The following is a 23,845-nucleotide window of genomic DNA, read 5'->3' as shown; positions in this document are numbered from 1 at the left end:
TTATTTAAAATTAATTTCAAATAATATACCAGAATAATTAAAATAGATGTTTTTAGATAAATATCTATGGTTTTTGTTTAGATAATGATAATTGAGCGTATGCTTTGGAATTAAATTATTTTTAGAGTTAAAATAATAACGGCCAGAACTATACAAAATAAAGCGATTAAAAATAAATAATCCGCAATACTCTCAAACGTGTATTCCCGTTTTTTATTTCCGGTTCTGATGGCCAGAAATGAAAAGAAGCAGCTGCATGCAAAAAGGATACAGGCAAGCCCCGCAAATTCGTCTAAATATGTATTGTGGCTTATTTTAGCGATTTTCAATGAGGTAATAATAATCAATGAAAACCCCAAAAGATTGCTGGATGCATTCAGGATATGAGGTGATTTTTTTTCCATCTTTACAATTTTTTTCAAAATAAAGCACAATTTTTTTTATTATCAAATTTTTAAAAAAGATTATTAAAAATTAAAATTAATTTAAAAAGTGTATATTAGCAAAATACTTGAAGAACAAAAACTTTTTTACTTAGCTATGCAGACAACTTATATTGAAACACAGCAAATATCCTTTCAAGATTTTAAAAATCAGATACTTGAAGACTACAAGTTAGGAAGGATCTCCCGTGAAATGTCTTATCTCGGAAGGAGAGAAGTACTTACCGGAAAAGCTAAATTCGGAATTTTTGGGGATGGTAAGGAACTTCCTCAGCTTGCAATGGCGAAGGTTTTCAGAAATGGAGACTTCCGTTCTGGCTACTATAGAGACCAGACTTTTGCATTGGCCATTAATGCTTTAACGACTGAAAGTTTCTTTGCTCAGATGTATGCTGATACAAGCGTGGAAAGAGAACCGGCTTCAGCAGGAAGACAAATGAACGGGCACTTTGCAACAAGAAGTTTAAATGAAGACGGAAGCTGGAAAGATTTAACGGCACAGAAAAATATTTCTTCCGATATTTCTCCTACAGCAGGACAAATGCCAAGATTATTAGGATTAGCTCAGGCTTCCACAATATATAAAAATGTAAAATTTGAAGGTTCTGAAAAGTTTTCAAGAGAAGGAAATGAGATTGCTTTCGGAACTATTGGAGATGCTTCTACAGCAGAAGGTCATTTCTGGGAAACATTGAACGCTGCATGTGCACTTCAGGTTCCTATGATTGTTTCAATCTGGGATGACGGATACGGAATTTCTGTTCCTACTAAAAACCAGAGAGCCAAGGCTGACATCAGCGAAATGCTAAGTGGTTTCCAGAGAAAAGAAGGGGAGAACCAAGGTTGTGAGATCATTCAGGTAAGAGCTTGGGATTATCCGGCACTATTGGACGCTTATGCTAGAGCAGAACATTTTGCAAGAACAGAAAGTGTTCCTGTAGTAGTTCATGTAGTAGACGTTACACAGCCTCAGGGACACTCTACATCAGGATCTCATGAAAGATATAAAAATGAAGCCCGTTTAGCTTGGGAAGCTGAATTTGATGGGTTGTTAAAGTTCAAGGAATGGATTATCAACTATTCTATCGAGATTGATGGAAAGGAAGAACTCATTGCGACTGCCGAAGAATTGGATGCCATTGATGAAGAAGCTAAAAAATTAGCTAAAACAGGTCAAAAAGCAGCATGGGATAACTATCAAAATGCTATTAAAGAACTGGTTCAGTCTATCATTCCTTTAGTAGAAAACCTTAAAGGTCAGAATGCTGAAGTAGAAGCAGCGCTTACTCATTTCAATAAATTAGTTTCAAAAGCTAAGAAAGATGTATTCCATTTAGCAAGAAAAGCTTTATTGGCTACAAGAGGAACTAACTCTGCAGAAAGAAATCAATTGATGCAGAAGTATAATGAAGTGTCTGAAATTGAGAAAGAAAACTATTCATCTCACTTATATTCTCAGTCTGAATGGAAGGCTGAAAACATTAAAGAAATCAAGCCTGTTTACTCAGACAGCTCTGAAGATGTAGACGGAAGAGTAGTGATCAGAAATAATTTTGATAAAATCTTTGAAAAATATCCTGAAACATTAATCTTTGGAGAAGATACCGGAAATATCGGTGACGTAAACCAAGGACTGGAAGGTATGCAGGAGAAATACGGAGCATTGCGTATTGCTGATACAGGAATTCGTGAAGCAACGATTCTTGGGCAGGGAATTGGTATGGCAATGAGAGGATTGAAACCTATTGCTGAAATTCAGTATTTAGATTATGTTCTTTATTGCTTACAAGGAATGAGCGATGATTTGGCCACTGTACACTACAGAACCAAAGGAGGCCAGAAAGCTCCATTGATTATCAGAACAAGAGGGCACAGATTAGAAGGAATCTGGCATTCAGGTTCTCCAATGGCAGGTATTCTTAATCTTTCAAAAGGAATCTTAGTATTGGTACCAAGAAACCTAACGAAAGCTGCTGGATTCTATAACACCATGCTTCAGGCTGATGAACCGGCAATTATCGTAGAATGTCTGAACGGATACAGATTAAAAGAAAAACAGCCTGATAACTTAGGTGAATTCACTGTTCCTGTGGGTAAAATTGAAGTAACAAAAGAAGGAAAAGACGTTACTTTGGTAACTTACGGTTCTACATGGAGAATTGTTACAGAAGCAGCTAATGAGTTGGAAAAACTGGGGATTTCTGCAGAAGTGATCGATATTCAGTCATTAATTCCTTTCGATTTATCTCACGAAATTGCTGAAAGTGTTAAGAAAACAAACAGATTGGTAGTAATCGACGAAGATGTGGAAGGTGGAACAACAGGATTCATCTTGCAGCAGATTTTAGAAAAGCAAAAAGCATTCAGATATTTAGATTCAGACCCATTGACAATCTCTGCTAACGATCACAGACCGGCGTATGCAAGTGATGGAGACTATTTCAGTAAGCCGTCTGCAGACGATATGGTAGAAAAGATCTACGCTATGTTTAATGAAACCAATCCTCAGAAATATCCTGCGATATTCTAAAATTGGATTAAAGATACATTTTAAACCGCTTTCAGATGATGAAAGCGGTTTTTTAATCATAATATCCAAAATGTCGGTTAAAATCTGTTTATTTAGGAGTAATTTTTCTGTTTTGCTTTTGTAATTATAGAAATATGTGCATTTTTATAGAGAAAACAGCCTCCATGAATTATAATAAAAAATTATTTCAGTTATCACTCTTATTTTTTAGTATTTTATTCTATTCTCAATCAGATAAAAAAGAAGCTTTGCGTGGGAATTTTACCTATCTGCTGAAAGCTAAACTAAATACTCAGACTCCTGATTACATACACGAAGAATTATTCTCTTTACATATAGGTGAAAATCGTGCTTTTTTTGCGAGTACCCAATCTCTTAAAAAAGATACGGTGATGGCAAACTCTATTGTATCCACCAAGAATGCGGATGGAAGTATAGTTATGGGTTTCAAAAATGGAACATCACTGCCTAAAACAAAATTTCAATATACCATTCTACAATCTAATGAAAACATACAATATTTTCAGCCGGTTGGGATGTCTGTACTTACGTATAAGGAACCGATAATAGGGAGCTGGAAACTTACAGATGAAACAAGAATAATCAATACAATGAACTGCAAAAAGGCAACAGTTACCTATAAAGGAAGAAACTGGACAGCCTGGTATTCATCAGAAATTCCACTGCCTTATGGACCTTATAAATTCAGTGGATTACCAGGATTAATCATTAAAATTACAGATGAAAAAAATGAGTATGATTTTGAACTGGTAAAATCTGTCTCTACTTCACAATTGGAAGGGAAATCAATTAATATAAAGAAAAGCCGGTATACTGAAGCTATCGAAACTACCCAGCCCAAATTTCAACAGGCACTGAAAGCCAGTTATGAAAATATAGCAGGCGTACTGGCAAGCTCCGGAACGACTATCTTAGGAGGTCAGGAAAAGATTAATCAAAGGCAGAAAGAATTGGATCTTGTCAGAAAATATTTAAATCCAATAGAACTGGAATAAATGGTATATATGATGAAAGGTTGCCCATAAGGCAACCTTTTTACTATTAATCCTGTTCAGCTAAAGTAATCCGTAGTTTATTCAAAGTACTCATCAAAGTAATACTTGAAGTCAATTCTACAATTTCTTTTTCTGTAAAATACTGCAATAATCTTCCTTTGATTCTCTGCCATTCATTATTGTTGAAAGTGACAGCTTCTGCCCATTCTAAAACAAGTTTTTGTTGATCATTGAAGGCATTGGTATGTTTCCAGCCTGGAAGTCTGTTTACGACATCCTGTTCAAAGCCAAAGTTGAGAAGTTCTTTAGCATGATAGCTGCAGCAGTAAGCGCAGCCATTAATTTGAGAAACCCGTAATTCTGCCAATGCAATCAGTTTTTCATCAATACCGGATTTTCGGATGCTGGTGTGTGCTTTATACAGATGATCAATAGTTTCTTTCGCAATTTCTTTGTAATTCATAATGAAAAATTTTTCTACAAATTTGAGCCAGAAATAATGAAGAAACTATATACTTACCTTTTCGTAAGCTACGTACTTTTTTGAAAGCAGATAATGAAGATATCAGAACTGTAATTTGTATATTTGAAACGAGTAATATCAAAAAATATCATGAAAACTATCTATTACCTATTTTTACTTTTATTCCTGTTAGACTGTAAGGATAAAGTAAAACCTGTGGATGAGCAGCCTCCAAATCCTAAGGAATTTCTGCGTAGCTATGTGAAAAATCCAAATCCAAATGATAGAATGTGTAAAGATGATATTGAACAGGCTGAGAAAGATTTAGAAAAATATAAAAATATTTATGTAACTACATCTTGTTTTGGTTGCAAGACATCTCCTTATGCAGATGAAATAATAGAATATGCGGCAAAACAGAAGATTGAAGTGATAAACGATATTTATAGCTGTGTTGTGATGGAAGGGCAAACTAAAGGATGTTATAAAGCCATGATTGATTTAAAAATGGAGGAAATTCACGGAAAAGATTTTCGTCATAAAATTGAACATGCAGCTGAACAATTGATGATTCAGAAGATTAAAACCGGAACAAAAATCTTAAGTGTTTATGACCTATCAGAAGAAGATCAGCCAAATTTGGTAAAAGAAAATAAATTTACTAGGAAAGAGGATATCCTAACTGTTCAGACAGGACTTCCTTTACAACATGAATTAGATACCTATCCTTTTATTGATATCAGTTTTATCGTTGAAAAAGATGGAACTATCAGCAATGTAAAAAATGAAAATTGGGTAAGTGGTTTTAAGAGGAATGAAAAATACAAGAATGAACTAGAAGGTCTCGCGAAAAACAAAATTTTGACTAATTATTCCAAATGGAAACCTGGGAAATATAAAAATACGCTAACAAGAGTTGAAAATAATTTTAGAGTTTGTTTTAAGTAAGAGATATTAATTAAACTTTAGTTGCTTTTTTCTTTTCCTTTATCAATTCTATACAATCTTCCGAATAGGTTCCTTTCACCTGATATTTTGCCTCCCATTCTTCCAACAGATATAAAATAGGCAACAGTGCTAATCCTTTTTCCGTAAGTGAATATTCTACCCTTGGAGGCAGCTCTTTAAACTCTTCACGGATTACCAAACCATCCGTTTCCATTTCCCGTAACTGATCGGTTAATACCTTTCTGGAGATCACATTAATGCGCACGGCAAGTTCTCCAAAACGTAGTTTTCGGTCTTTAATTACCAAAACAATAATCGGTTTCCATTTGCTTCCTAAGGCAGCCATTGCTTTGCCCAGAGGACAGCTGTACTGCATTAATTCATTCTTTTTCATACGTTACTTTAATGTTACTAATGTAAGTTACTGCAAAGTTACCACTATTTTTTTAATGAAAGATACAAAAACGAACTATTATTAGTTACTTTGTGTAACAATTATAAAACAAGATTTTAAATATGACTACATCATCATTATTTAAACCGTTCCAATATAAAAATTTACAGCTTAAAAACAGAATTGTAATGGCTCCTATGACCAGAGCTCAATCTGACAACGGAGTGCCTACACAAGAAATAGCTGACTATTATGGAAGAAGAGCTGCTTCAGAAGTAGGATTGATTCTTTCAGAAGGAACTGTAATCAACAGACCCGGATCAAAGAATATGCAGAATATCCCAGATTTCTATGGGAATGAAGCTTTAAAAGGCTGGAAAAACGTAATTGATACCGTACATCAGAATGGGGGTAAAATGGGACCACAGATCTGGCATGTGGGAGATACAAGAATGTCTGATGAGTATCCATTACTGCCTATGGAGAAAGCTTCAACGATGACTATTGAAGATATCCAGGATACCATTGCTCAGTTTGCTGCTTCAGCTAAATCCGCGAAAGATCTTGGCTTCGACTGTCTTGAAATTCACGGAGCACATGGTTACCTTATCGATCAGTTTTTCTGGGAAATAACCAATACAAGAACAGATGAATATGGCGGAAAAACCTTAAAGGAAAGAAGCCGATTTGCTGTTGATGTGGTGAAAGCAATCAGAGCTGCAGTAGGAGAAGACTTTACTATTATCCTTCGTCTTTCACAATGGAAACAGCAGGATTATAAAACCAGATTAGCCTTTACTCCCAACGAAATGGAAGATTGGTTATTACCATTAAAAGAAGCCGGAGTGGATATTTTCCATTGTTCACAGCGTCGTTTCTGGGAGCCGGAATTTGAAGGTTCTGATTTGAACTTTGCAGGATGGGCCAAGAAAATTACCAGACAACCTACTATTACTGTAGGTTCTGTAGGATTGAACGGAGACTTCTTAAATGCTTTTGCGGGTCAGGGAACTGAGAAAAAAGATCTCACAGAACTGATTAAAAGACTGGATAATGAAGAGTTTGATCTTGTAGCGGTAGGACGTGCTATTTTGCAGGATTACCAGTGGGTAAAAAAGATCAAAGAAGGGAATACAGAATCTCTTTTAGACTTTTCAGCAGAAAGTATGAGCGTATTATTTTAATGTGAGTATTGAATAGCTAATAGGCTTCACAACTATTTTTTATAGCATAATTTATTCACTTGCGAAGCAAAAATTAACCATTCGCTATTCATATTAATCATCATAATTCACTTTATTTTATATTTAATTTTCACCTATTTATTAAAGAACCGGCTTTCAGAATTTCTGAAAGCCGGTTTTTTTAATATTTATTGAAATCAACATGCATATTCTTCTGCCACACAGTTCCAGTAAGCTGGATGTCCATTTTCTGCTTTATAACGGCAAGGTCTGGCTCCAGGTTCGCAAACAGGAGCATTTCCACCATTAATTTTTTTTAATTCTGATTTTGCTAATTTTTTTAGATTTTTCATGTTTAATAATTCGTATAGATTATGAATAATATAGCTTATAAATCATCTTACTTTTACTCAATAAAATAAGTTTTCAGCTTTCGTTAGGTGTTTGTAAAATAAACCGCTTTCGGAAATTAGAAAGCGGTAGTTTTTATTAGTTTCTGCATCCATATGCTATTGGCTCGCATGTCCAAAAGGCAGGATTTCCATTTGCAGGAGGATAACGGCATGCTATTTCGTCATATTCACATACAGGAGCATTTCCTCCATTGATTCTCTTTAGCTCTGGTTTTGCTAATTTTTTATGGTTTTTCATGTTTTGGTGATTTGTTTGGTATTACAAAAGTAATATTTTTTATGAATCTTACAATACTTTGTTTGAAATTCCAAAATAAACTTAAATAGAGGTAGATTGAAAGGTTTTTCCTTTCTTTGTGAGTCAATTAAACTTCAAAATAAAGCGACTAAAAAAAGATGTCACACCAATATTCATTACTTATATTACCGTTTTTCCTACTGTCCTGTAAACAGGAAATAAAGAAAACAGAACCCATGATTACGGATCAAATTATTTCGAAACAGAAAAAGATCGAACAAGAAATTAAACATAAAAAAGAAGTTTCAAAACAAAAAAGTACCCCTGCATTGGACCTGAATGCCGAATGGGAAGGAGTGTATAGTTATTGTGTGCCGGAGGTAAGAACAGATGGAATGGAATCTGTGACTTGCTATGAAATTTCTATATTCAAAGATGAAGTTACTGTTGATGGGAACACGTCTTTTTGCACCGGAATTTATAATATGACAGGAAATAAAGATGAAATTGAACTAAGGTATGCAGGAAATGACTGCGACGATCACTTCTTCAAACTGAAGAAAAATGGAGAAAAAGTAATGCTGTATGACTTCATGAATCCGGATCAGGCAAGAGATATAAAGAAAAAATAAAACGAAATGACGATGTTTAAAACTAAAATTATGAAACACACTGCTTTCTTATCTTTTTTACTATTGATGAGTATGCTTTCTTGTACAAAAGCTGAACATAAACCATTAGAACGAAAATTGGAACAAAAAATAAAGGCAGATACAGTCATCACAAAATCAACTATATTATTGTTGGGGCCCGATGAACAAGAGATAGAAGAGATTAAAAAGAAGCAAGGGGAAGATAATTTTTATACCATTGCTGATGATGCTAATTATTATTCAGCAGAAATATTTGAAGCTGTTCCTGCAACCATTTATTCCGGTTATAAAATCATTGATTTCCCAAAAGAAAACTATGTGTTTGATAAAAATAAATCTGAGGATAAATGGTTGGTTATTGATTATAAACCAGGTTCTAAACCTAAAGTATACTCTTTGGTAGACTACTATCGTCATATAACTGAAAAGTAACCTTCTTCAGCTACATAAGAACAAACGCGCTCCCTTAATATTGGGAGCGCGTTTTTTAACAGATTTAAATATCTAAAACTGTCATATCAAAATGACAGAAGTGATTTCCTTATAAACCAATATTTTTAGTTGGTTTTAACTGTTTTAAAATACTTTTTGGAATCGCATTTTTGTGAACCAAAATAGCAGTTGATTTATATTCAACATATGGTCTTGTTACATAAAGATATCCTGCAAAGTCATTCGTTACTCCCCAAGAGTTTTTTACCATATAATATTCTTTACCCGTTTGATCTTTAGCCAATCCAACGATATGCATACCATGATCATCAGTTGTAGATAGATTGTTAAGGCCTTTCTGACGCATATCTTCCGTGATCGTTTTATCTTTTTTAGGCTCTGTAAACAAAGCCTGCTTGTTCTCTGCATTGATTTGGTCTAAATCCATGTCCGGAACATAAGCTACCCCGTTTTTATAAGAAAAATAAGGCTCGGAAACGTCAGTAGCCCAACCTACAGAATACCCTTTTGTGACAGCATTATCAATGATTGTAGTAAGGTCTTTCATGGGTACATTCCAGTCAGAATCATGGCTCCAGTTGTCAGGAATTGGAACTACAAATTTTTGGTAATAAGCATAATCTTTGTAAGAAGATAATTCTACATAATCCTCAGCATTGATTCCTACTACTTCTTTAGCAAAAGTTTTAGGGGTGTAGTTTTTCCCTTCGTATGTGAAATTAGCAGGTACTTTTCCCAAGTATTCATCAAGAATAGTATCTACAGAATCCATCCAGTTGTCAGTAAGCTTTCCTTTAGAAGAAGCCTGAACAAGACTGTCAAGAACTGGCTTTAATTTCCCCTGCATTTCTTTGAAGTTGTTGGTAGTCTGTCCAGCTTTTAATCCTGAATATACATCCTGTGGAACAGCTCCGTACTTCTTGTACATGTTGATTACATCATGAAGTTCTCCACCATCACCCCAACTGATAGCACCGTTATTTAAAACATATAATTTCGCTTTATCATGATAAGAATTTCTTGCCGTAAAGATTTCAGCAAGATCTACAGGTTTTTTGCCCATTCTCTGCATTTCAGATTCAAGGAAAGAGTTTCCTGAGTAGCTCCAGCAAGTTCCTGATGAACCCTGGTTCTTTACAGAAGTAGCACCAACGTCCTTTAACGTGGTGAACTGAAAATTAGCATTTTGTGAGTGATTGTTTTTTAATTTGTTGATTAAGTCATCTTGGGCAAACATCATACTTCCTGCAGACAAAACAAAAAGTAATGATGCAATTTTCGCATTTTTCATTACTATAAAAAGATTATTTGTATTAATAGTCGTTAATAATAGAGATTTGTTACAAGGGGAAAAGTTAAATTAGAAATTAAAAAATTGTAGAAGTAAAAAGAAATAAGGCTGTCTCAAAAGGGGTATTCTGAACACAGACTGAAAGTCTGCGAAAATGTAGTGATAAATGTTATGTGACTGATTATCAATGATATTTTCCCTGTGCCAGAATGACAAAAGTCAATTTTTTTTGACTTTTGAGACAGCCTCATTTGTTTAAAAAAAGTTTACTATGTTTCCAACCCCAACCAAAGTTTCTGCATCTATACTAATATAACTCCTGACTATGGAACGAGAATTATTATTGGAATGTCAGCGTAACGATCGCAAAGCACAGCGGAAAGTTTACGAGAAAATGGCAGGTAGGCTTTATTCAGTCTGCAAGCGTTATCTGAAAAACGATGAAGATATAGAAGAGGTACTGGCCTATACCTTCTATAAGATCTTCACAAAAATTGGGCAGCTTCAGAATATCGACACCTTTGATGCATAAGCAAAAAAACTATAAGACAGCCTTTTATGATTTGGGGCAATATTTTTTATATTTAATTTTCAATAATTATTGAAAATTCAAAAAATATAATTACATTTGTATCATAAATTAAAAGTACAGACAAAATGCAACTTTCAGAAGCCAAAGAAAAATATATTCAGACATGGGGAACTTTTGCCACCAATTGGGGAATTAACCGTACAATGGCACAGGTGCATGCACTGCTTTTGGCAAGTGGAAAACCATTGTCTACAGATGAGGTAATGGAGCAGTTGGAAATTTCAAGAGGAAATGCTAATATGAATCTTCGTGCTTTGATTGATTGGGGAATTGTAAGAAAAGAGTTTATAAAAGGAGATCGTAAAGAATACTTCGTTGCAGAAAAGGATGTATGGTATCTTTTCAAGCAAATTACCAAAGAACGTAGAAAAAGAGAGATTGAACCTGTCATTTCTTTTCTGGAAGAATTAAGAGCTATTGATGATAATGATTCAGAAGAAGCAAAGGAATTTATCAAGTTGATGAATGATTTCAGCTCTGTAACCGGAAAGATTAATAATATCATTGATTTAGCCATAAAGAGTGATGATCACTGGCTGGTAGGTAAGATTACCAACCTGTTGAAATAGAGTAGAGAAGGATGAGAATCCTTTTTTATTTCAATGATACTTTCAAAAATTATTGAAAATACAATATTTTTAAAATATTAAAGAATGAAAACACTGATCTTTAAGATCTGGATGTACATTACCTTCCGATCAAAATACAAACGAACACGGGGAGATTTTCTTAACCTTTAAAATAAATATGATGAAAAGTTTTGCGAAATATGACCTTTATATACAGATTTTCTTCATTGTAATAGGATTTATTGTTACAATCATCAAAGGGTTGGATGGATGGATATTGTTTTACTTTATTGTAGGAATTCCTCAGCTAATAAGTTTTGTAATCAAAATCTTTTTAAAAATCAAAATATCACCACTTTTTCTGATCTATGGAATAGCAATACTACCTGTGTGGATTTCTATAGTAATACTGAAAATAATAGGAACTGATCATCAGCTTACTGATATTTTCAGTTGTATTATAATGATGGCATTTTTTTACAGTCCTTTCATGGTCTTATTATATGTTTTTGAAAACCATAATCTGTATAAATCTTTAAAGTAATTTCTGATGAAAACACTCAAAAATCACACCTTAATCTACGATAATGAATGCCCAATGTGTAATATCTATTCCAAAGGTTTTACAAAATGCGGAATGCTTGATAAAGACGGTAGGGAAGCCTTTACAGAAATATCAGTCAGAAATAAAAATCTGGTAGATTTTAACCGTGCAAAAAATGAAATAGCACTGGTAGATTCTGAAAATAATAAAGTCACCTATGGTTTGGACAGCTTGCTGCTAATTATTGGAAATTCATTTCCACTATTAGAAAAAATAGCCAGAATACAGCCCTTATATTGGTTATTTAAAAAACTATATTCCTTTGTTTCCTATAACCGTAAACAGATTATTCCATCCAGAAAAGACAACACTGAACAATCTTGTGTGCCGGATTTTAATCTGAAATACAGACTGGCTTATGTAATTTTTGTGGCTTTGTTTTCAGCTTATATTTTAAGTATATTTTCAGGAAAGTTTGGAGTAAGTTTAGCACCAAATTTCTTCAGAGAATTAGGAGTTTGCCTAGGACAGATCCTTTGGCAGACTCTGTTTTTAAAATGGTATTTAAAAGATAAAATCTGGGATTATCTCGGAAATATGATGACTGTTTCATTACTAGGAACACTACTTCTAATTCCTGCTATGTTGACCAATTTTGATCCGATTTTCTATCTCATTTATTTCGGAGTTGTAGTATTCATTATGTTCCTGGAACATTTAAGAAGATGCCGAATCTTAAAACTGAATATGCTTCCTACCATTTCATGGATCCTGTTCAGATTAACAGCTTTGGCTGTCATTATTTTAACTACCATTTAAAGATTATAAAATAAAAATCCTTTTTTGACATGTCCCGAATTTATTTAGAAACCCTTATTAATGCTGATATTCAAACAGTTTTTGATTTAGCAAGAAATATAGACTTACACCAACAGTCAACTTCGAAAACAAATGAAAAAGCAATAGCAGGACGTACATCCGGTCTTATTGAAGAAAATGAAACCGTAACGTGGAGAGCAAAACACTTGGGAGTATATCAAACCCTTACCACAAAAATTATCAGCATGGAAAAACCTAATCAGTTTACCGATGAAATGCAGAAAGGAGCTTTCAAATCACTGCATCACCAGCATATTTTTAAAACGGTAGATAATAAAACATTGATGATAGATATCTTTCATTTTGAATCTCCTTTAGGAATAATAGGTAGAATATTTAACACAATATTCCTGAAAAACTATCTCAAAAATTTCCTGTTGGAAAGAAACAAACTCATCAAAGCCATCGCAGAGTCAGCAGCCAACAGCTAACACCTACGAATCAACCATCCATGAAGTGGTGATTTAGCCCAGGATAGAATGAAATTCTATCAACCAACGCAATAACAAATCACAACAACAAACCATCAAACATCCCGCATCATGAATTTTTTAAAAGCAGAATGGCGAAAATTAGCCATTATCAATTACGAAATCAATCCTGATATATTGTTAAAATACCTACCTGAAGGCACAGAACTCGATTTTTATAAAGGTAAATGTTATGTAAGTGTAGTTGGCTTTATGTTTTTAAATACAAAACTATTAGGTTTAGCGATTCCCTTCCATCGTAATTTTGAAGAAGTAAACCTTAGATTTTATGTTAAAAAAAATAAAAACGGGGTATGGAAAAGAGGAGTGGTTTTTATCAAAGAAATTGTTCCTAAACCTGCGTTAAGTTTTGTTGCTAATTCCGTTTATAAAGAAAATTACCATACCATGCCGATGAAAAACCTGATTCGTCATCACGAAGATGAGTTGCTGATCCAGTATTCATGGAAAGATAAAAGCTGGCATTCTATTCAGATCACTGCTGAAAATAAAACACAACCGATGGAAAAAGATTCAGAATTTGAATTTATTACAGAACATTATTATGGATTTACCAAAAAAGAAGGTAAAACCTCAGAATATGAAGTATGTCACCCCAAATGGGATTGTTATCAGGTAAAAGAGTATCAATTGGAAATCGATTTTCAAAAGATTTATGGAAAAGACTTTCAGTGCCTTAACCATCAGAACCCCATTTCGGTAATGCTGGCGGAAGGTTCAGAAATTGAAGTGAAAACAAAAAAGCATCTCATTTAAAATAACCTGTACCTCATATCCCGAATCCCGAATTTCAAACCCATAAACCTCACAAAAATGAAAATAATCATCGCTGCCGGAACCGGATTTCTCGGCCAAAACTTAGAAAAATATTTTACTGAAAAAGGCGATCAGGTTTACATCCTGACTCGTAATCCTCAACGTAAAAACGAAATCTATTGGGATGCTAAAACAATAGGTGAATGGAAAAATATTCTTGAACATGCTGATGTTCTCATCAATCTTACAGGGAAATCCGTTGACTGCCGTTACCATGAAAAGAATAAAGCAGAAATTTATACATCAAGAATTAACAGTACCAAAATATTGCAGGAAGCAGTTAACAGCAGTTCTGTTCCGCCAAAAATTTGGCTGAACGCCAGTTCTGCAACGATTTATGTACATTCAGAAAGACATTTAAATACTGAAGAGAACGGAACTATCGGTGATGATTTCTCTATGAATATCTGTAAGAGTTGGGAAGCAGAATTTTTTAAAACTCAACATGACGGAATAAGAAAAATAGCTCTTCGTACTTCTATTGTATTAGGAAACAACGGCGGAGCATTTCCAAAACTGAAAATGATTACAAAATTAGGATTAGGTGGCAAACAGGGAAGGGGAAATCAAATGGTGAGCTGGATTCATATTGATGATTTTTGCAGGGCTATAGACTGGATTACTCAAAATGAGAGTATGGAAGGTGTAATTAATATAACCGCGCCATCTCCCTTATCCAATGAAGTTATGATGGGGAAACTAAGAAAACAACTCAAGGCTCCGTTTGGGCTTGATGCTCCTGTATGGCAGCTGGAGATTGCCTCTATATTTCTGAACACAGAAACCGAATTATTGCTGAAGAGCCGTAACGTTTACCCTGAAAAACTCATGAAAAGCGGGTTTCACTTTTCTTATCCAACCTTTGATGAAGCAATGCTTAATTTATCGAAGCTTTAATTTTTAATGAGAATGATATCCTAAACCAGCCTGCAAGGAACTTCTAAATCTTCTGTAAGATAATAACTGCAGCATAAACGATGATAACCATCAGCGATGATAAGCTCATGCTGTCCTCTTACCAATAGAATGGGAGAAAGTTTTTTATTCTTTTCTACCTTTTTCAGATTCTCCTTAACATGAATATTGGTGTCTGGGAGCAAAGCAAGTTTGCTGGCACGAAGAATATCTTTAGATTTTTTGGTAATGGTAGGGGCTTCTTTTAGTTTTTCAACAAGTTTTTGGGCTTCTTCAGGAGTGAAAAGTAGTTCAAGATAGTCTTGGGCAGCGGGAAAATCATGATCTTCAGGCTCCTTCAGCCAGAGTTTATCTCTGGTTAGCATATTTTTTTTCATAGATGTTTTGGATTGTGATTAAATGCTAAATAAAGGTATGAAAAATACTTTACAATCAGCATCCAGAATACTGAGATATATTCTCTCTAAAAATTGATGTAAAAAGTTTAGTAGAAGCATTACTGATGTTTGTTTTTGTTAGGATGGGGTGTAGAAAAAAACTCCTTCAATATCGTAATTGAAGGAGTAGTATTTTTGGATGACAAACCGCAGATCCTACGAATTTTTTCAGTGTATTTTAATATTTTCTTGCCAATAATACGTTCAATAAGAATGTTCCGGCCCAGTTACTGCTATTGCCTGCATTCGTTCCCATAAAATCTACACGGGCAACAGATACTGTTAGCCTAGTTTTTCCACCCACATTGGCAAGACTTACAAAAGAAGCCGTAAATACATCCGGAAAGCTGGAGTTATTTCCTGCTGTAAGGATAGGATACATATTGTTTACATTAAATGATGGCCCTTGATATTCATAGACAAGAGTCATTCTACTACTGTTTGTATAACCGGTACTAGGGCCAGTTGTGCCAAATGCAGAAGTTACTGAGGATTTACTGATGATCCACCAGGCATCAGTACCTGTTCCTGTATCAAAAGACGCATTGGCGTGGTTTGTCCAGTCTGCAATAGGTGAACTTGAGCCACTATGAGGAGGTATTGTAAGTTGCGCTCCATAAATCTCCACATTACTAGGTTTAGGAAGTACTGTAAAAGATAAGTCCCATGTACCGCCAGTGGTATTGCTGTTGTTTACTACTTCAGCATAAGCTCCCACAGGAATTACAAAAGATGCTACCGGAGTATTGTCAATTCGTAATGTGTTACCACTTGAAGCCTGAAGCGTAATGGTAGAAGATGAGATGTTCTTGATTTTGTAAATTCTTCCCGTATAACTTGTGGTTCCCGTTCCGATAACTGGAAGTGTAAATGTTGCATTGGCGGTTCCGTTATAGGTAATATAATGATCATTAGCCAGAATAGTATAAGGTGTAGTAGTTACTTCTTTATAACCGGCTCTTAAAGATCCGTTGACGGCTAATGTACTATTGGGAGTAGCGGTATTAATACCAACTTGTGCATTTAATGCAGCTGCTCCGAACAAAAAAATTGAAATATATTTTCTCATATTGTTTTTTTTAATGTTTTTACAAAAATATGGAAAAAATAAGTATTGTATGATTTTTGTTAACGATTTTTAATTTAACTTATTATAAATCTCCATTTTGTGATATTTAAAAGCTTTGAATCGGCTAATAGGTATTTATATAATGTGCAGTTATTTAATTTATTATAATTTTTATTATAGAAATATTGTATTTCGTGATCATTGTCTTGTATTTATTTTTTTTAAATAAATAATAAAATTAATTTATTTTATTTAGAATATATTTAAATAACTGATTATTGTTAATGGGATAGATATACTGTATTTTACAATTAAATATTGGTACGATATATGCACATTTACAATACAAACCTGAATGAATTTAATAAGGAGTTGAATTCATTCAAAAATATAAACATCATGAAAAAAGTTTTGATTTCAACCCTGTTATTAGTAGGCTTATCCATGAATGCTTTTGCACAAAAACATCCGCCTGTTCCACCACATCCGTCAAAAAATGAATTAGTCAATCTTAAGGCACAGGAATTAGATAAAAAATACAATACAGAAAAGAAACTGATCTTAAATCATCCACTGGCTACCAAACAGATGAAAAGAGATCAGATGAAGGCTTTAAATAAAAGATATCAGACAGAAAAACGATTGCTTAAACAAGCGAAATAATACAGATTTCTTGCACTTATTAAAATTTGACGAGTAGAATTCTATAAAGAGAATTTTACGAAGTTTACAGTTTAAAATAATTTTTGTTGAAAGAGAATGCTTTTTGTGTTCTCTTTTTTTATTTAAAATTGAATGAAAATGGCTTATTGATGGATTTTAAGATCAATTTGAAGAAACGTGAAACATCCAATATTTTTCCTTAAATTCGCATAAAAATTTTTAAAGTAATGAATTACGATATTATTGTCATTGGAAGTGGTCCTGGTGGATATGTTACTGCGATCAGAGCAGCACAATTGGGTTTCAAAACCGCAATTATCGAGAAAGAAAACTTAGGAGGAATTTGCCTTAACTGGGGATGTATTCCAACCAAAGCTTTATTGAAATCTGCTCAGGTTTTTCATTATATCAACCATGCTGAAGATTACGGATTAAATAAAGTGGAAGCAAGCTTCGAATTCCCGAATGTAATTCAGAGAAGCCGTGGTGTTGCCAGCAAAATGAGCAAAGGAATCGAGTTCTTAATGAAAAAGAACAAGATTGACGTAATTCTTGGTACTGCAAAAGTACAGAAAGGTAAAAAAGTATCTGTAACAGATAAAGACGGTAAAATAGCTGAATATACTGCTAACCATATTATTATCGCTACAGGAGCTCGTTCAAGAGAATTACCAAACTTACCGCAAGATGGTAAAAAAGTAATCGGATACAGACAGGCATTATCTCTTCCTGAGCAGCCAAAATCTATGATCGTTGTAGGTTCTGGAGCTATCGGGGTAGAATTTGCTGATTTCTATAATACAATGGGAACTAAAGTAACTGTTGTTGAATTTATGCCAAACATCGTTCCTGTAGAGGATGAAGAAATCTCTAAGCACTTAGAGAAATCTCTGAAAAAATCAGGAATTGAGATCATGACAAACGCTTCTGTAGAAAGCGTAGATACAACAGGAGAAGGAGTAAAAGCGAACGTTAAAACGGCTAACGGAAACATTACGCTTGAAGCTGATGTTTTATTATCTGCGGTAGGTATTGCTGCTAACATCGAAAACATCGGTTTAGAAGAAGTAGGAATCCAGACAGATAAAGGTAGAGTTTTAGTCAACGAATGGTATGAAACTTCAGCACCTGGTTACTATGCAATTGGTGATATCATCCCAACTCAGGCATTAGCTCACGTTGCTTCTGCGGAAGGAATCACTTGTGTTGAGAAAATCAAAGGAATGCACGTTGAGAAAATCGACTATGGCAATATCCCTGGATGTACTTACTGCCACCCAGAAGTAGCTTCTGTAGGTCTTACTGAAAAGCAGGCTAAAGAAAAAGGCTACGAAATTAAAGTAGGTAAATTCCCTCTTTCTGCAAGTGGTAAAGCTACTGCAAACGGAAATACAGACGGATTTATCAAAGTAATCTTTGATGCTAAATATGGGGAGTGGTTAGGATGCCACATGATTGGTGAAGGAGTAACAGATATGGTTGCTGAAGCTGTAGTCGCTAGAAAATTAGAAACTACAGGTCATGAGATCATCAAATCTATCCACCCGCACCCAACAGTTTCTGAAGCAATTATGGAAGCTGCTGCTGCTGCTTACGGAGAAGTGATTCATATTTAATCTGAAATACAGAAACTACATAACAACAAGCCTGGAGAAATCCGGGCTTGTTTAGTTAATTGGCATTTGAAAATCAATTTTATTTTGACAGCATTCTATTATTGACGAGGAATCCTGAACTGCATTTCTTCATTTAGTTTATAGCTGTCTTCCAGAAAATGGTATTTTACAATCTTGCCATCCACCACTTTAAAAATGACTACAAACTCGGTAGTAAATACCTTGTTGTACGCAAGGATGTTGGAAGACAGATGCCCGGTAACAGTAGCATTATCCCCATTAATGGCTATGAAATCAATATCGAACTTTTCTGATTTGATATTAGAGTACAGCTCTTTAAAAAAGTCCTCTATCTCTTTCTTTGTTTGTCTTTTACCCGTCCATGAGAATTTTTCTTTATTACCTGGTAAATCCCAGTCTACATTTTCAGCAAATAAATCTAAAATATTCCCCTCCTTTTTTCCGGATTGAATAGCGTAAAGCTCCTCTAAAACTTCCTTTGTTGATGGAACTGCTCTCTTGTTTGTATCGCGAAACGGATTATTGAAAATCTTTACCCTGTCTGCATCTTCGGAAGTAAAATCGGGATCTACATAGATGTGCACACGTTTAATGAATTCCCCTTCAAATTCAAAAACATTACAGAATTTACCAAGAGAAATCCTATAATCCGGCCATTTTTTCCCGGATCGTGTAAGTCCTTTTTCTGTTCCTTCTACTACAATTGTATTATCTGAAATTATATAGTTGAAGCCATCAATATCATGAGTAAGGTTTTGCAAATGACCACCAATGGTTTTTCCAAAATTCCTGATTCCCTCTTTTCCTTTTTCAAATCCGAATTTAGGATAATATAGCTCTACATCGTCTGTATAGAGATTAAAATATTCCTCATCAAATTGTCCATCATCCACCTTTTTAAAATAAGTTCTCACTTTACTTTTTCGGAGAGCTGCCAAATCTGTTTTGTTCATAATATTCTGTTGTTTTATTGTTGTTGTTTGTTGAGATTTAATGTCTGTAATGCCCATCAATACTAAGAGGGCTGTAATTATTATAATTTTGTTTTTCATTTATTTTATTTTAAACCAATCGTTCCAGAATTGGATAAAAAAATTATTTCCGGATTTGCTCAATTAAAAAATCGACCATTTCCATCACTTCTTTTTTATTCTGAGTTAGATTGTAATGGCTCCAATAGCTGCTGAAAGAAGACAGGATGTAACGGGCAATAACAGTTGAGGGAGTTTTACTTTTGATATCTCCATCTAGCTGAGCCTGCAGAATTGTTTTTTCTAAAATAGCCTGTAAAGATGCACCACTTTTCAGAAGAAGCTGTTGGGCTTCCGGGTCTGTGGGAACCACTTCAAAAATAGTTTTCACAGCAAGACATGCTTTATTATCTGTTAAAGTCTGCTTAACTACATCACGGATAATATATTCGAGGGCTTCCATCCCTTTATTTTGAGAGATTGATGCCTTTAAATACTGGTTTTCCTTAAACGAAGTATAGTTATTTAAACATTTTAAAAATAAGTCATGTTTGTTGCCATAGGTATCATAAATACTGCTCCTGTTCAGCTTCATTGTATCAACTAGATCATGCATGGAAGTAGCATGATAACCTTTTTCCCAAAAGAGATGGCGAGCTGCTTCCAGCTTTTCCGTATAGTCGAATTCTTTATTCCTTGGCATATGGCAAATATACAATTTAAACCAATCATTCCAAATTAAATTTATCATTATTTGAATTTCTTGAAGTCTTTACGTTAGAATTTGAATTTTTGAGGCTGCTTTCTGTTAAAATAATTATATTTATAAAAATTAACCTGGTTATATCCGTGTGTTTTCTTACATTTATTCTATGAATTTTGACAGAGTAGGACTTGTTTTATCAGGCGGCGGTACTAAAGGAATCGCTCATGCGGGGGTATTGAAATTCTTGAATGAAAAAGATATTAAAATAGACATTCTTTCCTGCTGTAGCGCGGGGTCTATTGTAGGATGCCTTCATGCCATAGGAAAGACTCCTGAAGAAATTATGGAATTTTTCAATTCCGTTTATTTTTTTAACTGGAAGCATTTTGCTTTCAACCAACCGGGATTGGTTTCTTCGGTCATTTTCAGGAACTATCTTAAACCTATTTTTCATGAAATGAAATTGAGGGATCTGGACATTGAAGTGAAGATTGTGGCAACAGAATTGGTTACCGGAACCCAGAAGATTTTTGATAAAGATTTTGAAGTAGTAGATGCTATTATTGCTTCGTGCTCTATTCCGGGAATTACCACTCCTTATATTATCGGAGATGAAATGTATTGTGATGGGGGAGTGCTGAATAATTTTCCGGCAGATATCATCAGAGACGACTGTGATAAACTGATCGGGGTATTTGTTTCACCACCCAATGATGCTAAAATTAAAGACCTGAACTCTATTAAAGCTATTGTTTCCCGTTCTTATGATCTTTTGTCCTATAGAATAGAGAAAGTAAAATTTGAGTACTGTGATTGGTTTATCTCTTCCCAAAAACTATCTACTTACGGAACTTTTGAACGTGGAAAAGACCGTTTGGAACAGATTTTTGATATTGGCTATCAGGCAGCTAAAGAAAGCTATGGAGACAGCCGTTTTCTTACGAAATTAAGACAATCCGGAACATAACATTCCGTAATAAAAAAGCAGGAGTTTGGAAGAGGGTGGTTGGTAGCTTAAAACAACTAAAATTCAACTTCTCTCTTCCAGCTTCCTGCCGGAACTTACCTTATATTAATTTTGGAGTCTATATACAATTTTACACCATTGTCATTCTGACGAAGGAAGAATCTCATATTTGGCTTAAATTCTTCATTTCACCTCTGAACTACGTTCGCAGGCCTTCAGCCTGTATTCAGAATGACAGGGTTAAAATAGTAAAATATTAGGGTCAGTGTAAAATTGTATATAATTACCTTAATTTTTAACTACCTGTGCGTCCTGACGTACGACCTCCTGTTCATTGGAGTCATACACAACAAGAGTATAAGGTGCTTTTTTTGCAGAGTTGGTAAGATAGTTTCTCCAGACCTGATAGCTGTGACCATCATTATTGAAATTAAAGTAATAATTACCTCCGCTGCCATCAGGAATTAATTCTCCATCGCTGATAATCATGCTGGGTTTAGCCGTGATTTTCGCATTGGCATTCCAGGATTGGTACAGGTATTTACCATTAGGCTGCTTATCAATTCTGATCTTAAATTTTTTCGTTTTAATAATCACGGTTTTAGGAACCTGTTGAGAAGCATTATAAGTAATAGTAGTGCTTTTTGAAAATTCAGGAGTTTCTTTAGCAGAAACAAATGAGAATTGAGCTAAAGAGAAAGCTCCTAATAGGAAGTACTTAATCATATTGTAATGGTTATTGGTTAACAGTTCAAACTCCATCAAATATAGAGCCATTGTTTTATGGATAAGAGAAAAAATAGGCTATTGATCCTGCTAACGTTTTTATGGTATATATGATATCATATTAAGATTCCTACAGGATGACAAATATAAAGTTTAGTTTATCCATATACTTTGTCATTCTGTCGGGATCTATATCAAGTAAAACTTACTTTTCTTGTACTTTATCTTCTTGATTAAGAAAGTGTTCTTATTTTGTGATAGCAGTATAGCTCGCGAAAGCCTCTTCCAGACTGTCAAATTTCCCTTTAAATTCATCAATAGGGCAATCCTGAAGAATATTTCCTTGATGAATAAGAATAACCCTTGAACAAAGTGCTTCCACTTCCTGCATGATGTGTGTAGAAAGTAAAACTGTTTTCTGTTGCCCAATTTCTTTTACCACGTTTCTGATCTCCAGAATTTGGTTAGGATCCAGTCCATTCGTAGGTTCATCCAGAATTAATAAATCAGGCTGATGGATAATAGCCTGAGCCAATCCTACACGCTGTTTATATCCTTTGGAAAGCTGGCTGATTCTTTTTGATTTTTCCGGAGTAATTCCTACCAGTTCAATCACTTCATCAACTCTAGATTCTGAAATTTTGTGGATGTTGGCTACAAATTGAAGATATTCCTTCACATACATCTCCAGATATAGCGGATTATTTTCCGGTAGAAAACCTATTTTTTTCTTGCTTTCAATTTCGTGTTGTGAAATATTCAGACCATTAAAAATAATTTCTCCTTCATCAATTTTCAGTGCTCCTACAATCGATTTCATCAGGGTGGATTTTCCAGCACCATTGGGACCTAAAAGACCGATGATCTCATTTTTATCAATAGAAATATTGATATTATTTAAGGCAGTCTGTTCACCAAATTTTTTAGTTAAATTATTTATCTGAAGCGGCATAATTTTTAATGTCTTTCTGCAAAAATAAAATAAAAAAACTCATTCGATGGAATGAGTTTCGCAATATTTATAAATTATAATTATTTTTTTGCTTTTTTCTTAGCTCCGGAAGCCGGATTAGTGGTGGAAGCCGTACTTGGGCCTCCTTTCTTTCCATCCTGATTGATGCCGGATGCCTTATCATACATAGCATACTTGCCGTTTGTTCTTCCGAATACTTTATCAACCTGCTTTTGAGTTAAAAACTGTGATTTTCCCACATATTTTCTGTTCTTGTTGATGTATTGAATAAACTGCATGGTCGGTTGGCCATAGTTTTTTTCATAATGAAGTTCGATGATATCATTAGGAAGTTCCAATACAATATTCTCTTCAGGAGCAGAGATAAAGCCGTCCATAATAAGTTTATAGAGTCCTGAAACGTCTCCGTTCAGATTTTGGAATGAAAAAGCTCGGATTGTATTCAGGTTGCTGGTATTCAGATCCTGATAATTGACAGTATACTTGTCTTCTTTTTTATATAAACCAACAGAATTGTCTTTGCCGATTTCCACCAAACTTTCATTTTTCAATACTTTAATCTGAGAGAAAACTGAAATACTGAACATACATGTAATAAGTAGAATTATTTTTCTCATGGAATGAATTTTAATGTTTTATAAATTGGTGCACATAAACTTACAAATAAAACGGCTAAAAAGCAATTTTATTCGTTCTGGCAAAAGTAATACTTTTTTTTAATATCTATGAGAAATGGACAGATAGGGAAAGGTTGTTTTCGCTGTGTGTAAGAGATTGTAAAACAATTTATTACTCCTTTGTTGTGAAAAATATTTCCACTTATGTTTATCATGTATTTAGGGAAATAGAATTGTGTAATATATT

Annotated in this window: 29 protein-coding genes; 16 read left to right on the top strand and 13 right to left on the bottom strand. The window is 34.3% G+C overall.

The genetic code is table 11. The annotated features are described in order from the left end of the window. Positions 1 to 110 precede the first annotated feature (110 nt). Entirely contained in the window at positions 111 to 404 is a 294-nt protein-coding gene (locus tag CHSO_RS18105) for a hypothetical protein (protein WP_045499073.1), read from the bottom strand. Between the two features lie 136 nt (positions 405 to 540). On the opposite strand from CHSO_RS18105, the gene CHSO_RS18100 reads away from it, so the two are divergent. Continuing rightward, entirely contained in the window at positions 541 to 2,973 is a 2,433-nt protein-coding gene (locus tag CHSO_RS18100; RefSeq protein ID WP_045499070.1) for a transketolase C-terminal domain-containing protein, read from the top strand. Positions 2,974 to 3,137: 164 nt separating this feature from the next. Beyond that, entirely contained in the window at positions 3,138 to 3,989 is an 852-nt protein-coding gene (locus tag CHSO_RS18095) for a GLPGLI family protein (protein ID WP_045502905.1), read from the top strand. Positions 3,990 to 4,035: 46 nt separating this feature from the next. On the opposite strand, the gene CHSO_RS18090 is transcribed toward CHSO_RS18095, so the two are convergent. Then, complete coding sequence (locus CHSO_RS18090) at positions 4,036 to 4,452, bottom strand: carboxymuconolactone decarboxylase family protein (RefSeq protein WP_045499067.1); 417 nt, start codon at positions 4,450 to 4,452, stop codon at positions 4,036 to 4,038. A gap of 123 nt (positions 4,453 to 4,575) precedes the next feature. Here CHSO_RS18090 and CHSO_RS18085 point away from each other — a divergent pair, with 123 nt between their 5' ends. Then, positions 4,576 to 5,400 (top strand): hypothetical protein, encoded by an 825-nt coding sequence (locus tag CHSO_RS18085; RefSeq protein WP_144428974.1) that lies wholly within the window; start codon positions 4,576 to 4,578, stop codon positions 5,398 to 5,400. Between the two features lie 10 nt (positions 5,401 to 5,410). On the opposite strand, the gene CHSO_RS18080 is transcribed toward CHSO_RS18085, so the two are convergent. Next, positions 5,411 to 5,794, bottom strand: a complete 384-nt coding sequence (locus CHSO_RS18080) for a winged helix-turn-helix transcriptional regulator (protein WP_045499061.1) — start codon at positions 5,792 to 5,794, stop codon at positions 5,411 to 5,413. 122 nt (positions 5,795 to 5,916) lie between these two features. Between CHSO_RS18080 and CHSO_RS18075 the strand changes: the two genes are divergently transcribed. Beyond that, positions 5,917 to 6,978, top strand: a complete 1,062-nt coding sequence (locus CHSO_RS18075; protein ID WP_045499058.1) for an NADH:flavin oxidoreductase — start codon at positions 5,917 to 5,919, stop codon at positions 6,976 to 6,978. 197 nt (positions 6,979 to 7,175) lie between these two features. Here CHSO_RS18075 and CHSO_RS26035 read toward each other — a convergent pair whose 3' ends face one another. Beyond that, complete coding sequence (locus CHSO_RS26035; RefSeq protein WP_171817667.1) at positions 7,176 to 7,331, bottom strand: bacteriocin-like protein; 156 nt, start codon at positions 7,329 to 7,331, stop codon at positions 7,176 to 7,178. A 136-nt stretch (positions 7,332 to 7,467) separates the two neighbouring features. Next, positions 7,468 to 7,629, bottom strand: a complete 162-nt coding sequence (locus CHSO_RS26030) for a hypothetical protein (protein ID WP_171817666.1) — start codon at positions 7,627 to 7,629, stop codon at positions 7,468 to 7,470. Between the two features lie 236 nt (positions 7,630 to 7,865). Here CHSO_RS26030 and CHSO_RS18070 point away from each other — a divergent pair, with 236 nt between their 5' ends. Together CHSO_RS18070 and CHSO_RS18065 are read left to right on the top strand one after the other, a co-directional pair. Next, on the top strand, positions 7,866 to 8,261 hold the full coding sequence (locus CHSO_RS18070; RefSeq protein WP_045499056.1) for a hypothetical protein: 396 nt from the start codon (positions 7,866 to 7,868) through the stop codon (positions 8,259 to 8,261). A 12-nt stretch (positions 8,262 to 8,273) separates the two neighbouring features. After that, the gene (locus tag CHSO_RS18065) at positions 8,274 to 8,714 is read left to right on the top strand and encodes a hypothetical protein (RefSeq protein ID WP_144428973.1); all 441 of its coding nucleotides are present in this window, start codon (positions 8,274 to 8,276) and stop codon (positions 8,712 to 8,714) included. 109 nt (positions 8,715 to 8,823) lie between these two features. Here the strand turns inward: CHSO_RS18065 and CHSO_RS18060 are convergent, their stop codons facing one another. Continuing rightward, on the bottom strand, positions 8,824 to 10,026 hold the full coding sequence (locus tag CHSO_RS18060) for an aminopeptidase C (protein WP_045499050.1): 1,203 nt from the start codon (positions 10,024 to 10,026) through the stop codon (positions 8,824 to 8,826). Between the two features lie 394 nt (positions 10,027 to 10,420). On the opposite strand from CHSO_RS18060, the gene CHSO_RS18055 reads away from it, so the two are divergent. The 7 genes from CHSO_RS18055 (at position 10,421) to CHSO_RS18025 (ending at position 14,814) form a co-directional block, all read left to right on the top strand. Continuing rightward, positions 10,421 to 10,558 (top strand): RNA polymerase sigma factor, encoded by a 138-nt coding sequence (locus tag CHSO_RS18055; RefSeq protein ID WP_232509093.1) that lies wholly within the window; start codon positions 10,421 to 10,423, stop codon positions 10,556 to 10,558. Positions 10,559 to 10,683: 125 nt separating this feature from the next. Next, positions 10,684 to 11,187, top strand: a complete 504-nt coding sequence (locus CHSO_RS18050) for a GbsR/MarR family transcriptional regulator (RefSeq protein WP_045499048.1) — start codon at positions 10,684 to 10,686, stop codon at positions 11,185 to 11,187. Positions 11,188 to 11,365: 178 nt separating this feature from the next. Continuing rightward, complete coding sequence (locus CHSO_RS18045; protein ID WP_045499047.1) at positions 11,366 to 11,731, top strand: hypothetical protein; 366 nt, start codon at positions 11,366 to 11,368, stop codon at positions 11,729 to 11,731. 6 nt (positions 11,732 to 11,737) lie between these two features. Further along, the gene (locus CHSO_RS18040) at positions 11,738 to 12,550 is read left to right on the top strand and encodes a DCC1-like thiol-disulfide oxidoreductase family protein (protein WP_045499045.1); all 813 of its coding nucleotides are present in this window, start codon (positions 11,738 to 11,740) and stop codon (positions 12,548 to 12,550) included. Between the two features lie 29 nt (positions 12,551 to 12,579). After that, a complete protein-coding gene (locus CHSO_RS18035) occupies positions 12,580 to 13,041 on the top strand; it encodes an SRPBCC family protein (protein WP_045499043.1) in 462 nt (153 codons plus the stop codon). Between the two features lie 111 nt (positions 13,042 to 13,152). Continuing rightward, complete coding sequence (locus CHSO_RS18030) at positions 13,153 to 13,857, top strand: YqjF family protein (protein WP_045499041.1); 705 nt, start codon at positions 13,153 to 13,155, stop codon at positions 13,855 to 13,857. A gap of 57 nt (positions 13,858 to 13,914) precedes the next feature. Next, the gene (locus CHSO_RS18025) at positions 13,915 to 14,814 is read left to right on the top strand and encodes a TIGR01777 family oxidoreductase (RefSeq protein ID WP_045499039.1); all 900 of its coding nucleotides are present in this window, start codon (positions 13,915 to 13,917) and stop codon (positions 14,812 to 14,814) included. Between the two features lie 20 nt (positions 14,815 to 14,834). Here the strand turns inward: CHSO_RS18025 and CHSO_RS18020 are convergent, their stop codons facing one another. Together CHSO_RS18020 and CHSO_RS25170 are read right to left on the bottom strand one after the other, a co-directional pair. Then, positions 14,835 to 15,209 (bottom strand): hypothetical protein, encoded by a 375-nt coding sequence (locus tag CHSO_RS18020; RefSeq protein WP_045499036.1) that lies wholly within the window; start codon positions 15,207 to 15,209, stop codon positions 14,835 to 14,837. A gap of 238 nt (positions 15,210 to 15,447) precedes the next feature. Further along, positions 15,448 to 16,338, bottom strand: coding sequence for a hypothetical protein (locus CHSO_RS25170; RefSeq protein WP_052480653.1), 891 nt, complete (start codon positions 16,336 to 16,338; stop codon positions 15,448 to 15,450). A 399-nt stretch (positions 16,339 to 16,737) separates the two neighbouring features. Here CHSO_RS25170 and CHSO_RS18010 point away from each other — a divergent pair, with 399 nt between their 5' ends. Both CHSO_RS18010 and lpdA read left to right on the top strand, forming a co-directional pair. Beyond that, positions 16,738 to 17,001 (top strand): hypothetical protein, encoded by a 264-nt coding sequence (locus CHSO_RS18010; RefSeq protein ID WP_045502894.1) that lies wholly within the window; start codon positions 16,738 to 16,740, stop codon positions 16,999 to 17,001. Positions 17,002 to 17,228: 227 nt separating this feature from the next. Further along, entirely contained in the window at positions 17,229 to 18,617 is a 1,389-nt protein-coding gene (lpdA, locus tag CHSO_RS18005) for a dihydrolipoyl dehydrogenase (RefSeq protein WP_045499032.1), read from the top strand. A 98-nt stretch (positions 18,618 to 18,715) separates the two neighbouring features. On the opposite strand, the gene CHSO_RS18000 is transcribed toward lpdA, so the two are convergent. Both CHSO_RS18000 and CHSO_RS17995 read right to left on the bottom strand, forming a co-directional pair. Further along, a complete protein-coding gene (locus tag CHSO_RS18000) occupies positions 18,716 to 19,690 on the bottom strand; it encodes a nuclear transport factor 2 family protein (RefSeq protein ID WP_052480652.1) in 975 nt (324 codons plus the stop codon). Positions 19,691 to 19,733: 43 nt separating this feature from the next. Continuing rightward, a complete protein-coding gene (locus CHSO_RS17995; RefSeq protein WP_045499029.1) occupies positions 19,734 to 20,312 on the bottom strand; it encodes a TetR/AcrR family transcriptional regulator in 579 nt (192 codons plus the stop codon). A 169-nt stretch (positions 20,313 to 20,481) separates the two neighbouring features. Here CHSO_RS17995 and CHSO_RS17990 point away from each other — a divergent pair, with 169 nt between their 5' ends. Continuing rightward, positions 20,482 to 21,282 (top strand): patatin-like phospholipase family protein, encoded by an 801-nt coding sequence (locus CHSO_RS17990; protein WP_045499027.1) that lies wholly within the window; start codon positions 20,482 to 20,484, stop codon positions 21,280 to 21,282. 288 nt (positions 21,283 to 21,570) lie between these two features. Here CHSO_RS17990 and CHSO_RS25165 read toward each other — a convergent pair whose 3' ends face one another. The 3 genes from CHSO_RS25165 to CHSO_RS17975 form a co-directional block, all read right to left on the bottom strand. Further along, positions 21,571 to 22,059, bottom strand: a complete 489-nt coding sequence (locus CHSO_RS25165) for a hypothetical protein (RefSeq protein ID WP_052480651.1) — start codon at positions 22,057 to 22,059, stop codon at positions 21,571 to 21,573. A 196-nt stretch (positions 22,060 to 22,255) separates the two neighbouring features. After that, the gene (locus CHSO_RS17980) at positions 22,256 to 22,960 is read right to left on the bottom strand and encodes an ABC transporter ATP-binding protein (protein WP_045499024.1); all 705 of its coding nucleotides are present in this window, start codon (positions 22,958 to 22,960) and stop codon (positions 22,256 to 22,258) included. A gap of 80 nt (positions 22,961 to 23,040) precedes the next feature. Continuing rightward, positions 23,041 to 23,598, bottom strand: a complete 558-nt coding sequence (locus CHSO_RS17975; RefSeq protein ID WP_045499021.1) for a hypothetical protein — start codon at positions 23,596 to 23,598, stop codon at positions 23,041 to 23,043. Positions 23,599 to 23,845: the final 247 nt, after the last annotated feature.

This window comes from Chryseobacterium sp. StRB126 (genome assembly GCF_000829375.1).
Classification (GTDB): Bacteria; Bacteroidota; Bacteroidia; order Flavobacteriales; family Weeksellaceae; genus Chryseobacterium.
The sequence above is the reverse complement of the archived record's forward strand: the minus strand, read 5'-3'. Positions and strand labels throughout refer to the sequence as shown.

Excerpts from the sequence above, each read along its gene's own strand:
- CHSO_RS25170 (WP_052480653.1), bottom strand. The coding sequence starts at position 16,338 with ATGAGAAAATATATTTCAATTTTTTTGTTCGGAGCAGCTGCATTAAAT.
- CHSO_RS17990 (WP_045499027.1), top strand. The coding sequence starts at position 20,482 with ATGAATTTTGACAGAGTAGGACTTGTTTTATCAGGCGGCGGTACTAAA.
- CHSO_RS18090 (WP_045499067.1), bottom strand. The coding sequence starts at position 4,452 with ATGAATTACAAAGAAATTGCGAAAGAAACTATTGATCATCTGTATAAA.
- CHSO_RS17995 (WP_045499029.1), bottom strand. The coding sequence starts at position 20,312 with ATGCCAAGGAATAAAGAATTCGACTATACGGAAAAGCTGGAAGCAGCT.
- CHSO_RS18065 (WP_144428973.1), top strand. The coding sequence starts at position 8,274 with ATGTTTAAAACTAAAATTATGAAACACACTGCTTTCTTATCTTTTTTA.
- CHSO_RS26035 (WP_171817667.1), bottom strand. The coding sequence starts at position 7,331 with ATGAAAAATCTAAAAAAATTAGCAAAATCAGAATTAAAAAAAATTAAT.
- CHSO_RS18100 (WP_045499070.1), top strand. The coding sequence starts at position 541 with ATGCAGACAACTTATATTGAAACACAGCAAATATCCTTTCAAGATTTT.
- CHSO_RS18060 (WP_045499050.1), bottom strand. The coding sequence starts at position 10,026 with ATGAAAAATGCGAAAATTGCATCATTACTTTTTGTTTTGTCTGCAGGA.
- CHSO_RS18075 (WP_045499058.1), top strand. The coding sequence starts at position 5,917 with ATGACTACATCATCATTATTTAAACCGTTCCAATATAAAAATTTACAG.
- CHSO_RS18050 (WP_045499048.1), top strand. The coding sequence starts at position 10,684 with ATGCAACTTTCAGAAGCCAAAGAAAAATATATTCAGACATGGGGAACT.
- CHSO_RS18080 (WP_045499061.1), bottom strand. The coding sequence starts at position 5,794 with ATGAAAAAGAATGAATTAATGCAGTACAGCTGTCCTCTGGGCAAAGCA.
- CHSO_RS26030 (WP_171817666.1), bottom strand. The coding sequence starts at position 7,629 with ATGAAAAACCATAAAAAATTAGCAAAACCAGAGCTAAAGAGAATCAAT.
- CHSO_RS18045 (WP_045499047.1), top strand. The coding sequence starts at position 11,366 with ATGATGAAAAGTTTTGCGAAATATGACCTTTATATACAGATTTTCTTC.
- CHSO_RS18010 (WP_045502894.1), top strand. The coding sequence starts at position 16,738 with ATGAAAAAAGTTTTGATTTCAACCCTGTTATTAGTAGGCTTATCCATG.
- CHSO_RS17975 (WP_045499021.1), bottom strand. The coding sequence starts at position 23,598 with ATGAGAAAAATAATTCTACTTATTACATGTATGTTCAGTATTTCAGTT.
- CHSO_RS17980 (WP_045499024.1), bottom strand. The coding sequence starts at position 22,960 with ATGCCGCTTCAGATAAATAATTTAACTAAAAAATTTGGTGAACAGACT.
- CHSO_RS18105 (WP_045499073.1), bottom strand. The coding sequence starts at position 404 with ATGGAAAAAAAATCACCTCATATCCTGAATGCATCCAGCAATCTTTTG.
- CHSO_RS18020 (WP_045499036.1), bottom strand. The coding sequence starts at position 15,209 with ATGAAAAAAAATATGCTAACCAGAGATAAACTCTGGCTGAAGGAGCCT.
- CHSO_RS18025 (WP_045499039.1), top strand. The coding sequence starts at position 13,915 with ATGAAAATAATCATCGCTGCCGGAACCGGATTTCTCGGCCAAAACTTA.
- CHSO_RS25165 (WP_052480651.1), bottom strand. The coding sequence starts at position 22,059 with ATGGCTCTATATTTGATGGAGTTTGAACTGTTAACCAATAACCATTAC.
- CHSO_RS18070 (WP_045499056.1), top strand. The coding sequence starts at position 7,866 with ATGATTACGGATCAAATTATTTCGAAACAGAAAAAGATCGAACAAGAA.
- CHSO_RS18035 (WP_045499043.1), top strand. The coding sequence starts at position 12,580 with ATGTCCCGAATTTATTTAGAAACCCTTATTAATGCTGATATTCAAACA.
- lpdA (WP_045499032.1), top strand. The coding sequence starts at position 17,229 with ATGAATTACGATATTATTGTCATTGGAAGTGGTCCTGGTGGATATGTT.
- CHSO_RS18030 (WP_045499041.1), top strand. The coding sequence starts at position 13,153 with ATGAATTTTTTAAAAGCAGAATGGCGAAAATTAGCCATTATCAATTAC.
- CHSO_RS18000 (WP_052480652.1), bottom strand. The coding sequence starts at position 19,690 with ATGAAAAACAAAATTATAATAATTACAGCCCTCTTAGTATTGATGGGC.
- CHSO_RS18055 (WP_232509093.1), top strand. The coding sequence starts at position 10,421 with ATGGCAGGTAGGCTTTATTCAGTCTGCAAGCGTTATCTGAAAAACGAT.
- CHSO_RS18040 (WP_045499045.1), top strand. The coding sequence starts at position 11,738 with ATGAAAACACTCAAAAATCACACCTTAATCTACGATAATGAATGCCCA.
- CHSO_RS18095 (WP_045502905.1), top strand. The coding sequence starts at position 3,138 with ATGAATTATAATAAAAAATTATTTCAGTTATCACTCTTATTTTTTAGT.